A 15,313-nucleotide genomic window follows, 5' to 3' on the forward strand; every position below is an offset into this window, starting at 1 on the left:
AAAACAAACATTATATAATTTACATAATATGATAGATTTTTTAGGAAAAAGAATACAAAAGGCTATGGAAAAAGCAAATAATAAAACTTCTTTAAAAGAAGAGGATTTATTAGAAATAACTAGAGAAATAAAATTAGCATTATTGGAGGCTGATGTTAATTTAGTAATTGTAAAAGAATTTATAAAAGAAATTAAAGAAAAGGCAATTGGTGCTGAAATTATTGGAAAATTAAATCCAGGTCAGCAAATGGTAAAAATTGTTAATGATGAATTAATAAAAATTCTTGGAGGTAAAACTAAAGAAATTAAATTAGAACAAACAAGAACAGTAATTATGATGGCTGGACTTCAAGGTTCGGGGAAAACAACTTCTACAGCTAAATTAGCAAGTTATTTTTTAAAAAGAAAAAAAGTAAAGAAAGTGTTAATGATTGCTGCTGACGTTTATCGTCCTGCTGCTATGGATCAATTAATTGTTTTGGGAAAACAAATTAATGTTGATGTTTATTTTGAAAAAAACAATAATAATGCACAATTAATTGTTGAAAACGGAATGAAAAAGGCGAAAGAAGAGTTTTATGATTTAGTAATTATCGATACAGCTGGTAGACTATCAATTGATGAAAAGTTAATGCAAGAATTAGTAGATATTAAAAAAATAGCTAAACCAAGTGAAATAATATTTGTTGCCGATTCACTTTCTGGGCAAGATATAATAAATGTCGCTAAAACTTTTAACCAATATTTAAATTTAACTTCTTCAATTATTACTAAATTAGATTCTGATGCTAGAGGTGGTGCTGCATTTTCAATTACCAAATTATTAAACATTCCAATTGCATTTATTGGTACTGGTGAAAAAATCAACAATTTTGATCTTTTCCATCCAGACAGAATGGCAAATAGAATTTTAGGAATGGGCGATGTTCTTTCAATTATTGAAAAAGCTGAAGAAGTTATTGATAAAGACAAAGCTGAAAAAATTGGTAGAAGATTAATGTCTGGTAATTTTGATTTAGATGATTTATTAAATTCATTAAATCAAATGAAAAAAATGGGAAAATTTTCTAAATTAATTAAATTGATTCCGGGAATGCCTAAAAATATTGATTTATCCAAAGTAGAAGGTGCAGATCAAAAAATTAAACTTTATGAAATTTTAATTTCTTCAATGACTATGCAAGAAAGAAAAAATCCGAAATTACTAAAAAATACTTCTCGTAAAAACAGAATAATAAAAGGCTCTGGAAGAACTGTGCAAGAATATAATCAACTTGTAAATGAATTTGAAACATTATCAAAAAGAATGAAAGAAATGTCCAAAAACGGAATGGGAGGAATGGGCGGTTTATTTAAATAATTTATAATTAAATGAACTAACTATTATTGATGAAATTTAGTGATTTAAGTTTAGCAATTATTTGCGGAATTGCCGCAATTGGACTATTTATATTTTCTACTAAAAAATTATCAACTTCTTTAAAAGATGTGGGAAATAAAAAAACCAAAAAATTATTAAATATAATTTCTAAAAATAGATGAATTGCGATGGTAACCGGAATTTTAATAACCACATTAATTCAATCATCGGATGGTGCTGTCGCCATTATTATGGGGCTTTTAGCTGCGCGATTGATTAATTTAAAAGTTGCAATTGCCTTTTTATTAGGAGCTAATATAGGAACAGCAACTACATCGCTAGTTGTTGCTTTCCAATCTGAATTCGCCTTTACTGAATGATTTATTTTATTAATTGTTCTAGGGATTTTTGGAACAATGTTTTCTAAAAAAGAAAATTTAATTAATTTATTTTTAGTATTATTTTCAATCGGTTTAGTATTTTTATCTTTAAAACTAATGTCTAGTGCTTCAAAAAGATTAGTTGAAGAACAAGTGTTTAAAGATATTTTAGCATTTGTTGGAATTAATCCTTGATCTGCCTTTTTATTTTCTTTTTTACTATGTTCATTGCTTCAATCTTCATCAGCGACAATTACTTTATATCAAACAGTATTTACAGCTAGCGGTAGTGCATTAGAATTAAATTCTGCTATCGCACTAGTTTTTGGTGCTAATTTAGGAACAACAATTACTGGTTTAATTGTTTCATTTACCACTAAAAACATCGAATCTAAAAAAATCGCTGTTGTTTGAGGGTTTACCAATCTAGTAATTTCTATAATTTTACTGCCATTTTTATGACCTTTAACTTATTTTTCTAATTTTATTGAACTAATTACTGATAGTAAATCATTACAATTATCATTAGCACATTTATTTTTCAACTTTATTTTAGTTGGAATCTTTATTTGACTAATTAATCAACTGGAAATTTTTGTTAACAAAATTGTAAAAGATAAAAATGTAGAACAAGAATTTATAATAGATTTGCCAGTAAATTTAATTGAAATTAACTCCTCATTAGCATTAAATGCCGCTAAAAATGCTATATATAAACAATCATTAATGTCAAAAAAAGGTGTAGAAGTTTTAGATAAATATTTAATTACTGGTGATGAAAAATACATTAAAAAATTGGAAAATTTATTTGAAAATATTGAAAATGCAAGAATTTTAATATATGAGTATTTAATGAAAATCAATCCTAATACACTTAATAAATATGAAGTAAAAAATCATTTATCATTAACCTTAACTTCACGATCTTTAGATAAAATTTTAAGTTATTGTTTATCAATTGCAAGGGAAATGAAAAAAATTCAAAATGGTAAATTAGAAAATAAATTTAAACTGGATAATCATAATTTAAACGGAATAAAACAAGTAGTTGAATTTATTAAAAATTCAATCGATAGTGTTGTAAAACAAGTTGATAATTCTGATAAAAAAAGAGTTGAATTTATTAGGAAAATGAAAGAAAATATTGAAACAATAGCTATTAAATTAGAAACAGAAAACATTAATTCAAGAAATAATATCAATAACGAAAAAACGAATGAAAAACAATTTAATTTATACAATCTTTTTAGATCGACAGAAAGAATAGCTCATCACTGTTTAAAAATTGCTCGCTTTTTAGACAATGAAAAAATTGAAGATAAACAAATTTTTAAAAACGAAGATATTAATTTAGAATATTTAGATAAAAATGATAATGAATAAACATTAATTAAATAGAGAAAAAATATCTCTATTTTTTATTTAATCAAAAGTAGATAAATGCTCATATAAAAAAATCTTTAATATATTTTTTATAATAATAAAATATTATTTTTCCTAGTAAGATATATGATGAATAAACAAGTAATTTTAATTCAATTAATAAAATTAAAAAAAGTGAAAAAATGTTATTTTTTCTATAGTTTGTTATTTTTTATCTTTTTTTGTAGTAAATTGCTTGTTTTTTTTTTTTTTTTTGTTAAATAGTACGATTTTTTTATAATTATTGTATGAAATACAAAAATAAAGAAATGATAAAAAGAAAAATATTATTCAATATAATAACCATTTCTGGAATCTCTTCTATTTTTTATAGTGCAATTTCTTGCGGAACTAATAGTAATGGAAATTCAACTAGTAATCACGAAAATACTGAAATAATAAAAACTAAAAATAAATTATGAAATTGAGTATCGATTCAAAATGATAAAAGTAATTTGCCTAATAAGGAAGAAGTTTTTAATTTAAGTGAACAACAACTTGAAAATTTAGATAGCAAAATTGAAGTATTTGAATTTATTGCATCTCAAAAAGATAAAGTTTATCTCCCTAACTCTCAACAAGTATTTAACTTAAGTGGAAATCAATTAGAAAATTTAGATGAAAAAAAGAAACTTTTAATATTTGTTTTAAATCATAAATACAAAACACTATTGCCAAATTGAAAAGAAGTATTTAATTCTACAAAAGAGCAATTAGATAATTTAGATACTAAAACTGAAATTTTAGATTATGTTTTAAAACAGGAAAATCCAAGCAATTTGTTAACTTGACAGCAAATTTTCAATATGAGTGAAAATGATTTAAAAGATTTTCAATTTAAAATTGATAAATTTGATGAATTGATAAAAATAGATAGAAATTATCTACCAAATTTAAAACAAATTTTCAATTTAAATGAGCAACAATTAACTAATTTAGATGCCAAAATAAGTTTGCTAACATCTATATTAAGTCAAACAAATAAAGCATTTTTACCTACTTGAGAAGAAGTTTTTAATATGAATTTAAAACAAATTAATGAATATTATTCAAGGCTTGAATTACTAAATTGATACTCACAACCGGAAAATAACCAAAAATTACCTAATCGCCAATTTATTTTTGGTATTGAAATTGAAAAACTAAAAAATTTAGAAATAAAGAAAATCATAATTAATTTTGTATTTTATAGTTCTCATAATAAAAATGATTTACCAAATGCTAATGAAATTTTTAGTTTCACTGACGAACAATTACATAACATTGATGAAAAAATTAAAATAATAGATTCTGTTTTAACAATCAAAGCTAAAAATAGTCCAATTTCTTTGCCAAGTTGAAAAGACATAATTAATTTTAAAGATGAGCAAATAAAAAATTATGAATCAAAAATCGAATTTTTAAACTATGCTTCAGATAATATTAAACAAGAATGCTTAGGTTTTTTGGTTATAGACGATTGAAAAAAAGTGTTTAACTTGAGCGAAAGTCAATTAAATAATTTCAGTGATAAAAGAAAAATAATGGATGCTATATTAAAAGAAAATAAAATGATAAGTTCTATTAAAGATTTTACAGATCCATTTAATTGACTAGATATTTTAAATTTACAAAAAGAAGATTTAAATGATTTGGATGAAAAAATTTTACGCTATATAGGCAATGTTAACTATGGCGGAATCCCTTTCTTGATTTGAGCATTTACAAAGGAAAATAAAGATTTTTATCAAATTATGAAAAAACATTTAAATAGTTCATCACTTCCTAATATCGTGCAATTTTTCACCTTTAAAAATGCTTTAGAAAATGTCGATGATACAAATAATGTATTAGGCAATTATGCTATCGCACCATTACATTTAGTTGATGAAACATTTAAAATACCAAATTGAAAAGAAGTTTATAGTGCTGATAAAAATCAGATAAAAAAATGACAATATTCATTATTCTTTTACCAATTAGTATCTAAAAATGGTAAAAATTATCCAAATTTTGAAACATTTTCTAAATTGAGTTTAGAACAACTAGAAAACTATAAAATAAAATCTGAATTATTAAATTTAATTGCAGAGCAAGAACAAATGGAAAATCTTCCGGATTTTAATGCAGTTGTTAATATGGATGAAACAACTATAAATTCATGGATTAATAAAATTAAACAGAATTAAATTTTTTGATTTTATTGTAAATAATAAAAATAATAATTATTTACTTATGAAACAAAAATAAAATTTCTCTTTTACTAGATTTGAAAACGATAAATTAAGTTAATAAACTATTAAAGATTATAAAAATAAACCGCTAAAATGACGGTTTATTTTTATTTAATATTTTTTAATCTCTTACTAATATAATAATATCTATAAAAATTCTAATAAATGCTGATAACAGTAAAAATCCATAATTTATTGAGGCTTTTGCTACTAATAATTTCATATCTCCATCTTCTAATCCAGTGCTCATTAAATAGGAACTTTCATACTGAATTCTATTAAAGGTATAACCGATAGTTGTAAATGTGTAAATTAACGAAATAACAATGATTATTGTATATATTCAATCTTGTCTTGTTCCTAGAAAAATAAAAAATAAAATAATGATTGAAATAGAAGTTATAAGAGCAAATGGGACAATAAATTTAACAAAATTAATAATTCCAAAATAACCGAGGATACCAAAAACTAAAAGTGCTGCCACTGGAATTAATAATGCTAAAATTATTTTAGAAATTTTTTCAATATTTTGATAATCAATAAGTGAATAAATAAAAAGGGGAATTCATATTGATTGTATCAAAATTAATAATATATATGCAAAAATAAGAAAGAATATATTTTTTTCGTATGATTTATACGAAATAAAACGGAATAATAAAATATTAATTAAAAAATATATTAAATGAATGAAATATAAAAATGGATTTTCAGTAAAATAATTTATTAATAGTGAATATCTTAATTTAATAGGTTCGATTGTTAATACAGCATAAACAATCATAAAAGTAACTAATAATCCAAAAGCTAATCAACCGATAGAATAAGATAATAAACGATTTTTTACTTTTGTTTGTTCTTTAGTAAGAGTAATTTGTTGTCTTTTTTCTTTAAACATAAATAAATTATAACAATTTTTTAAAAAAGTAATTATAAATGTATTTCTTTGATGAAAGTTTATAAAAAATAAACAAAAAAAGCAAAAGTTAAACTTATGCTTTTGTATTTAAATGAATTTTATTTTTTTTCTTCTTTAATTTTTTGCAAAATCTTTTCAATATTTTGAGCATGAATTGCAACTTCATCAATAAAAAAATGTAGTTGTGGAACAGTTCTGCTATTAATTCTTTCTGCTAATTTTTTTCTAATAAATCCTTTAGCATTTTCAATTGCTATTAATCCCTTTTTTTCTTTTGATAAAAATTGTAAATAAACTTTTAAATGCGAACCATCATTTGATAATTTAACATCACTTACAGTTGGACCGATAACATTGGCATTTGTAACTTCTTCAGCAATTATTTTTGATAGAAGCAATAAATAATGTGATTCTTTTTTTCTTAAATTAATTAAATTCATTTTTATTCTTCAATCAATACTTCCTCAAATGCTTGAATAATATCGTCTACCTGAATGTCATCAAATTTAGCAATATGACATCCAAATTCCATACCTGAAGCCACTTCTTTAACGTCATTAGGTCCTTTTCTTAACGAATCCAATTTACCTGTATGAATAATTTTGTTTTTTCTTAAAACTTTTACTTTACATCCTGATTTAAATTTACCATCAAGCATTGTAGAACCTGCAATATATCCGACTTTGGAATAGTAAAATAATTTTAAAACAAGTGCTTCACCAATTTTTCGCTCTTCGTATTTTGGTGCTTTAAATCCTTTTAAAAGCGCTTCTACTTCTTCAATTATTTTATAAATAACAGAATACTCTTTAATTTCTATTTTTTCTTGATTAGCAAATTGTTTTATAGAACTTGGCACATTTGAATTAAAAGCGTAAATTATTGCATTTGAAGCTTGAGCTAAAAGAATATCTGCTTTAGTTACCTCTCCAACTGATGAATGAACAACATTAACAACTGCTTCATCATTTTTTAATTTTTCTAATGATGATTTAATTGCTTCTGAAGTACCAAAAACATCACTTTTAATAATTATATTAACTAGTTTTATTCCATCTTCAAATGATACAGAATTTCTCTCTTTTAAAATTGTTTGTTTATCTGTAAATGCTTTTTCTTCAGCTAAATTTTTAGCAAATTTTTCATCTGTAAAACCAAAAAATCTGTCTCCAGCTAAAGGAATATAATTTAATCCTGTAATTACAACAGGTGTTCCCGGATATGCTTTTTCTAATGGTTTTCCATTAGAATCTTCCATTGTTCTGATTTTTCCATATTTTGATCCAGCAACAATAAAATCTCTTGGATAAAGGGTTCCATTTTGAATAATTAAAGTTGCAATCGCTCCTTTACCTTTATCTAATCTCGATTCAACAACTGTACCTATTGGATAACGATTACGATTTGCCTTTAAATCTAAAATATCAGCTTGTAAGTTAATTGCCTCAAATAATTCAGAAATTCCTTTACCTGTTTTACCAGAACCATAAATAAACATATTATCTCCGCCTCATTCTTCAGACATAATGTTGTGTACCGATAATTCTGATTTTAATTTTTCAATATCAGTATTTTGTTTATCCATTTTATTAACAAAAACAATTATAGGAACGTTTGCATTTTTTGCATGACTAATAGCCTCGATTGTTTGTGGCATTACTCCATCATCTGCTGCAACTACCAAAACAACAATATCGGTAATTTTAGCACCTCTTGAACGCATTTCAGTAAACGCTTCATGACCGGGTGTGTCTAAGAAAGTAATTTTTCTATTTTGAAATTCAATTTGATAAGCTCCAGTATGTTGTGTAATTCCCCCTGCTTCTCCATCAGCTACATTTGTTTTTCTAATTTTATCTAATAGGGTTGTTTTTCCATGATCAACATGTCCCATAATGGTAATTATAGGTGCTCTTAATTGCATCTCTTTTTCTTCATCAAAAATTTCAATTTCATCCATAAAATTTGATGCATTAATTTCTGTTTCTTTTTGAAAATCAAAGCCATATTCTAGACATAATTCAGCAATTTCTTCTTCAGATAATGAATGATTTAAATTATACATTTTTCCTTTTTTAAAAAACATTGCAACTACTTCGTTTGCAGGTTTTTTAATTTTTTCTGTAAATTCAGCAATTGTCATTGGTCCAGTAAAAATAAAAATTCCATCTTTCAATTCTGTTTTAACAGAAACAAGTTGTGATTTTATTTCTTCTAAATTAGATTTTCTGTTAATTTTTTTCGCCATAATATTCCTCAATTTCTTTTTTTAATTTTTCATATACTTCTTTTGTAATATTTTGTTTAAAAGCACGATTTAATAATTTTTTTTCAAATAAAAGTTCAACAATTTGTAAATCATTTTTCACATATGAACCGCGACCTTTTATTTCTTTATTTTTATCAAAGAAAATATGATTTTCTTTTGTTTTAACAAATCTTAATAATTTATCAATTAAAACAATTTCATTTGTAACTATACATTTTCTTGAATAATTATTCTTCATCGTCTCAATCTGCATCATTAATATCGAAATCTAAATCTTTTAATCCAGCAAATGCTGCTAAATCATTGTCCATTTTATAGTTTTTAATTTCTTCTTGAATCTGTTTTAATTCTTCCTGTGTATAAGTTTGATTTTCGCTAGTTTTTTTAGTTTCATTTTCAAAATTGAAAATTGCACTTTGCATAATATCATCAACATCAAAAACTTCTTGTTTTTTATTATTAAAATCCATAGTATTTGTCGATTTTAAAAATGCATTATTTTGATCTTCAATATTTCCAAAATCTTCGTTGTATTTTTGAATATCTCGATCAAATTCTTCCATTAAATTCAATGATCTTTTACTTCTGCTTGCACTTTTATTATAAATATTAGGTTTTTTATTATTTCTTTTTTGATCTTGTGATTTATTTTTTGCATCTTTTTCAATTTCATCAATTTCTTCAATTGAAGAAACGTTTCCATTTCAAATTAATTTTATTTTATCTAATATTGATTTAGAATAAGGAATAATATCAATTTTTGATCTAGTTAATTCAGCAGCTAATGTTACATTTATACCCTTTTTACCGATTGCCAGAGTATGTTGACTGTCTGGTACAACTACTAAAAACTTGTCAATTTTTTTTGCTTTTAAAGGTAAAACAGAAATAACTCTAGCCGGTGAAAGTGCATTTGAAACAAATTCAACTAATTTATCAGAATATTGAATAATATCAATTTTTTCATTATCTAATTCATTTGAAATCAATTCAATTCGATTTCCCTTTTTACCAACAACAGTTCCAATGTCATTGATTGTTTTACCATCTTCAAAAGAAGAGATAGCAACTTTTGATCTTAAACCAGCTTGACGTGCTATTCTTACAATTTTTAATTCACCTGAGTTAATTTCAGGTATTTCTCTTTTAATTATTTCTTCTAAAATTTTATTAGACGAATTAGAAACAATAATTTGTGTATCTTTTGTTTCTTCTAGTACTGCATGTAAATAAACATCTTCAACAATTCCCATTTCACTTTTTTTCTTAGAAGATAGATTTTTAGGCATAAAAGCTTTTGTTTTATCTTCATCTTCGATTTCATATAAATATCCAGCATGTGATTTGGAAATTAATTTTGCTTTAACAATTCTACCAATTAATGGTAAATATTTTTCACGAGATTTTTCTCTCACTAATTCAGTTATTTTTTGTTTAAATTGTTGTTGTACTGGAATAAATACACTTTTTGGCAATGATTCAAATAAAATATCAATTTGAATCGAATCATCTTCCTCAACTTTTTTATTATATTGTTTCATAGCATTAGAAACTGAAATTATACAAGTTTGAATTCCTTCATTTTCTTTAATATCATTATTATATTGCTCGTCTGAAACTACTAGTGCATTTTCATTAACTAATCTAAAATCCTCAGAATCAAAATCAACAATTAATTTAATTTCAGCATCAGCATCATAATCTTTTGTGATCGTTTTAATAAATGCATCTTCTAATATTTTTACAACATTATTTATATCCATTTTTCTAAATTCAGCAACTTCTTTTAAATTTTTAAAAAAATCTTTTTTTAGTTTATTACTTGTATCTGCTTTAACTTGTTTTCTAGCCATATATCACCCTCCTAAAATTTAATATAATTTTTAATTAAATGAACTTTTTCATTTTCAACTTCTTCTTTTGTTATTCTTCCCTTTTTATTAACTTGTAAAATAAAGGATTTTTCTTTAACTTCAATCAGTTTTCCTAATATAAAATCTTGAGAATTAAATCAGATTTGCAAATCTGTATTTATAAAATCATTTAAATTTTTTAACAAAATTTCTTGTTCAGCACCTTTGGAAAAAATATCTAAATAATATTCTTCTTTTGAATCGTAATTTTCATCCAAATAATCAGAAATTTTTTTTGATAATTTTTCAATTTCCACTAAAGTAGTTAAGTTAGTTTTAATTCTTAAAAAATTTAAATTTCCTTCTTTTTCAAAGTAAATATCTAAAATTTCATGGAATTTTTCTTTTATATTATCAAATAAAGTCATTTTTCTCCTTAATTTTATATAGAAAAGGTTGCAAACAAGCAACCTTATTTATAAATTACTAATATTAATATAATTATAAACTAAAAAAGAGAATTTTGATCAGTTTCATTTAAATTTTTTAAAATTCCCATTTCTCTCATTTTTTCTAATAAAGTTTTATTTAATGATGTACGACTTTTTAAATCTTCAATTGATGAAAATAATTTTTCATCTCTAGCTTGTTCAATTGAATTAGCCACGACAATTCCTAATCCATCAATTGCGGAAAATGGAGGAATTAAACTATTTGTTTCATAATCTAAAATCCATTTATTAGCTTTGGATTTATTTAAATTAATATTTTGAATTATCATTCCTCTTGCATACATTTCTTCAGCTATTGATAAAATAGTAATTAAATCTTTTTCTTTAACGGTCAATTCTTCTTCAGCTTTATTAGTAAATTCACGTCTTTTTAGTTCGCTAATTCTTTCTTTAATAACCTGTTTTCCTGCTACTAAAGTTTTTATTTCACTAACATCAGCACGAGTAGTGAAATAAGTTGCATAATAAGCTAATGGATAATAAAGTTTATAATAAGCAATTCTTCAAGCCATTAAAACATAAGCGGTAGCATGTGATTTAGGAAATAAATACTTAATTTTTTTCATCGAATCAATGTACCACTGAGGAATATCGTGTGATTTTGCCGCTTCTTCTTCTGCTGGTGTTAATGATTTTCCTTTTCTAACATTTTCCATAATTTTAAATGCTAAAAGTGGATCCATTCCTTTTCTTATTAAAAACACCATAATATCATCACGACAAGAAACGATATCTCTAAAAGACAATTTTTCTTTAACTATTAAATCTTCTGCATTTCCTCTTCAAACATCTGTTCCGTGAGATAATCCGGAAATTGCTACTAAATCAGCAAAACTATTTACTTTAGCTGCTTTTAACATCCCTCTAACAAAAGATGTACCAAATTCAGGAATTCCCATTGCTCCTGTTGTTTCTCCAGAAATATCTTCAGGGCGAATATTAAGTGCCTCTGTTGAAGAAAATAAGGAAATAATTTTAGGATCAGATTTAGGGATGTCTGTAGCCTTTACATTAGTTAGTTCTTCAAGCATTTTAATTGCCGTAGGATCATCGTGTCCTAAAATATCGAGCTTTAAAACATTATCGTGAATTGAATTAAAATCAAAATGAGTTGTTTTTCAGTTGGATGAATCTTTATTTGCAGGGAAATTAATTGGTGTAAAATCTTCAACATCAAATTCTTTTGGGATTATGATAATTCCCCCTGGATGTTGACCTGTTGTTCTTTTAACACCACTTGCTTTACTTGCTAAAAATTCCATAAATGCTGGTGAAAATTCTTTTTTAGTTTCTTCTAAATAACTTTTTACATAACCATAAACGGTTTTTTCAGCATTAGTAGAAATTGTCCCGGCTCTAAATGAATGATGTTCACCAAATAATTTTCTCACTTCATCATGAACAAACATTTGGTAATCTCCTGAAAAATTTAAATCAATATCAGGAACCTTATCAGCTTTAAAACCTAAAAAAGTTTCAAAAGGAATTGTTTGACCATCTTTATCATAAAAAATATGACAGTTAGAACATTTTTTATCAGGCAAATCAAATCCTGATTGATATTGTGAATCTGTAAAAAATTCCGTTTTTTTACAATTTTTACAAATATAATGAGGTATAAGTGGATTTACTTCAGTAATACCTGCCATTGTTGCTACTAGCGAAGAACCGACAGATCCTCTTGAACCTACTAAATAGCCATCATTTAATGATTTAGCAACCAATTTGTGACTGATTCAATAAACAACATCAAAACCATAATTTAAAATCGGATTTAATTCAGCTTTTAATCTACTTTCGACAATTTCGGGCAAAATTTCTCCGTATTTTTCTTTAGCAGTTTTATAAACTAGTTTTTCTAAATTTTCTTTTGAATTATCAAAAATAGGGGCATATAATTTAGATTTAATAACTTCAATATTATCTTCAATTAAATTTGCTATTAAATTGGAATTATCTACAACTATTTCTTTAATTAATTCAAAATCGTCTAAAAAATTAAACTCGCGGTACATTTCTTTAGTTGTTAAAAAATTTTGAGTGGGATAAATTGGATCTTCTTCATTATATTTATAAAGATAATGTCTTACTCCGCCCAATCCCTTAGCATTAATATAAATATTATGAAATATTTTTTCTTTTTCATTTATGTAGCGACAATCAGAAACTGCAACAACGGGAATGTTTTTTTCTTTTGCCTTATAAACTAAATCTTTTAATGCTCATACTAAATCATTTTGCTCAATTTCATTTCGATTAATTAAATGAGCAAAATCTCTTAATGGCGGAATCATAATAAAATCATATTTATCTAATTCTTGATAAAGTGATTCGGTAGTTGAATAAATTAATTTTTTAATTAATCGTGAATTTAAAGTTCCTGTTGAAATTAAAATATTTTCGCTTTTTTGTAATTTATCAAAAAATAATTTTGGACCTCCATGAAAATTCTCAGTCGAAGCAAAGGAGATTAACTTAAATAATTCTTTTAGTCCTTGTTGATTTTTTGCATAAACTACAATTTCATCACTAAATTTTTTAGCATGTAATGATGGCTCATTATAATTTTCTAATTGACCTAAAGTTAAAATATTTTTCTTTTCTAATTCAGATAAAAAATTAATTCAGACTTTAGCTAAAACATCAGCATCGTAATCAGCTCTATGGGCAACAGATGAATCGTAAATAACTCCAACTCTTGTTGCTAAATTTTCTAATCTGAATTTTTTAGATTCAGGATTTAACATTCTTGCTACAACCAACGAATCAATTGTTGAAATATTTAATTTTTTAAAATTGTATTTATATAGTTTTTCATTAACAAAACCTATATCGAAATTAGCATTATGAGCTACGGCGATATTGTTATCTAAAATTTCATATATTTTTTCTATCGCTTCTTTTTCGCTTATAGCGTTTTTAACATCTTCTTCGGTTATTTTAGTAATTTCAATAATATGTTTTGGTAGCGGTTTATCTGGACGGACAAAAAATTGTACACTTTTTTCAATTTTGCCATTTTTAATAAATGAAGCACCAAATTCAATTATTTGATCAAAACGAGGAGATAAACCAGTTGTTTCTAAGTCAAATACAACATATGAAGCATTTTTTAAAGTTACATTTTCATTAATTAAATTTAAAACAGCATCATTTTTAAAGTCAATAGCATTAAAAGTGGAACCATAAATTGCCTTAATTTTTTCTTTTTTAGCACTATGATAAAAATCTGGAAAAGATTGAACGGAATCAAGATCAGCAATTCCAACGGCATTATGATTAAATGACTTGGCTGCTTTAACATAATCTTGAGCACTGGCAATTCCGTCCATTGCACTCATATTACTTCTTGCATATAACTCTACTCTTTTAACTTTTTCATCATCTTTTCTTGTTTCTCTTTTTATATCTAAAATTGTAATTGTCTTAGCATTAATTACTTTAGAACGTAAATATTCATCTTTTATGCAGTTTCCTTGAACAGAAATCACTGTTCCAATAGTAAATTTTTCTTGTTCATTTTTTTCTGAATCTGTTTTAGAAAAAATTTTAATTTTAATCGCTTCTTCATAATCTGTAATTGTTAAAATTGTTATTAAAAGACCTGTTTTTGTTTTTGTAATATCTCTTTTAAAAATTTCTCCTGAAACAATAATATTAAATTCTTCAGTTGAAATCGCTTCTTTTATCGACATTTCAATATAACTTTTATTTTTTTTAAATGAATCAAAACTTTTACGATAGTTTTCAAATTCACCATTATTTTTTTTCAAATTATCAGAAACTTCATTTGCTCATTTTTGTTGTTCAATAATTGCTTCTTGTTCGCGTTTTTTTATAATTTCATTTTCTAATTCTGAATTAAGTTTAAATTCAATTTTTTGACTAGAAAATCCTCATTTTTTTAATATATCGCAAGTTTTTTGGCAATTTTCAAGATAATTATTTTTTTCTATTTCATTTGAAAAATTAATAGTAAAAACATTGTTTTTATACTCGATTTTTTTATTATGTAAAAAATTTTTAAAATTCGTTGTTAAAAAATAAGCATAATCAAAATATTTATTAATTAAAAATTCAATTTTAGAATTATCAAAGTAATTGATAATAATATCAAAATTCAATTTCGCTTCTTTAACTTTTTTATAAAAATTTTTAAAATTATCGATTTCTAAAACTTCATTAAAATTCAAATAAACAAAATAACAGTCATTTTGTTTATTGTGTTCAACTTTTTCTACACTGATTCTGTGAAAATCTTTATTAGCTTGAAAATTAATTTCATCGCAAAATTTTTTAAATGTAACATCCATAGAAAATTATTATAAACCATTTTATTAAAAATAAAAAATAATGCAAACCAAAAAATAAATTTGATTTACATT

General features: G+C 24.4%; 10 protein-coding genes. 3 read left to right on the forward strand and 7 right to left on the reverse strand.

Going from position 1 to position 15,313, the window contains the following annotated elements; genetic code table 4:
* Positions 1 to 28: 28 nt before the first annotated feature.
* The 3 genes from ffh (at position 29) to QEG99_RS02795 (ending at position 5,330) form a co-directional block, all read left to right on the forward strand.
* Complete coding sequence (gene ffh / locus QEG99_RS02785; protein WP_280101675.1) at positions 29 to 1,360, forward strand: signal recognition particle protein; 1,332 nt, start codon at positions 29 to 31, stop codon at positions 1,358 to 1,360.
* 29 nt (positions 1,361 to 1,389) lie between these two features.
* Complete coding sequence (locus tag QEG99_RS02790; RefSeq protein WP_280101676.1) at positions 1,390 to 3,123, forward strand: Na/Pi cotransporter family protein; 1,734 nt, start codon at positions 1,390 to 1,392, stop codon at positions 3,121 to 3,123.
* Positions 3,124 to 3,410: 287 nt separating this feature from the next.
* Positions 3,411 to 5,330 (forward strand): hypothetical protein, encoded by a 1,920-nt coding sequence (locus QEG99_RS02795; protein ID WP_280101677.1) that lies wholly within the window; start codon positions 3,411 to 3,413, stop codon positions 5,328 to 5,330.
* Between the two features lie 166 nt (positions 5,331 to 5,496).
* On the opposite strand, the gene QEG99_RS02800 is transcribed toward QEG99_RS02795, so the two are convergent.
* The 7 genes from QEG99_RS02800 to QEG99_RS02830 all read right to left on the reverse strand — a co-directional run bounded on the left by QEG99_RS02800 (position 5,497) and on the right by QEG99_RS02830 (position 15,241).
* Positions 5,497 to 6,273: an MAG0110 family membrane protein gene (locus QEG99_RS02800; protein ID WP_280101678.1), complete on the reverse strand. Its 777-nt coding sequence runs from the start codon at positions 6,271 to 6,273 to the stop codon at positions 5,497 to 5,499.
* A gap of 119 nt (positions 6,274 to 6,392) precedes the next feature.
* Positions 6,393 to 6,734 (reverse strand): 30S ribosome-binding factor RbfA, encoded by a 342-nt coding sequence (gene rbfA / locus QEG99_RS02805; RefSeq protein ID WP_280101679.1) that lies wholly within the window; start codon positions 6,732 to 6,734, stop codon positions 6,393 to 6,395.
* Between the two features lie 2 nt (positions 6,735 to 6,736).
* On the reverse strand, positions 6,737 to 8,542 hold the full coding sequence (infB, locus tag QEG99_RS02810; protein WP_280101680.1) for a translation initiation factor IF-2: 1,806 nt from the start codon (positions 8,540 to 8,542) through the stop codon (positions 6,737 to 6,739).
* Positions 8,526 to 8,801 (reverse strand): YlxR family protein, encoded by a 276-nt coding sequence (locus tag QEG99_RS02815; RefSeq protein ID WP_280101681.1) that lies wholly within the window; start codon positions 8,799 to 8,801, stop codon positions 8,526 to 8,528. The genes infB and QEG99_RS02815 overlap by 17 nt, the downstream gene beginning before the upstream one ends.
* A complete protein-coding gene (locus QEG99_RS02820; RefSeq protein ID WP_280101682.1) occupies positions 8,791 to 10,416 on the reverse strand; it encodes a NusA N-terminal domain-containing protein in 1,626 nt (541 codons plus the stop codon). Before QEG99_RS02820 ends, QEG99_RS02815 begins: the two co-directional genes overlap by 11 nt.
* 11 nt (positions 10,417 to 10,427) lie before the next feature.
* Positions 10,428 to 10,844, reverse strand: coding sequence for an LSm family protein (locus tag QEG99_RS02825; protein ID WP_280101683.1), 417 nt, complete (start codon positions 10,842 to 10,844; stop codon positions 10,428 to 10,430).
* A gap of 80 nt (positions 10,845 to 10,924) precedes the next feature.
* Positions 10,925 to 15,241 (reverse strand): PolC-type DNA polymerase III, encoded by a 4,317-nt coding sequence (locus QEG99_RS02830; protein WP_280101684.1) that lies wholly within the window; start codon positions 15,239 to 15,241, stop codon positions 10,925 to 10,927.
* Positions 15,242 to 15,313 lie beyond the last annotated feature (72 nt).

It is taken from the genome of Mesomycoplasma lagogenitalium (assembly GCF_029854295.1).
Lineage (GTDB): Bacteria > Bacillota_I > Bacilli_A > Mycoplasmatales > Metamycoplasmataceae > Mesomycoplasma_A > Mesomycoplasma_A lagogenitalium.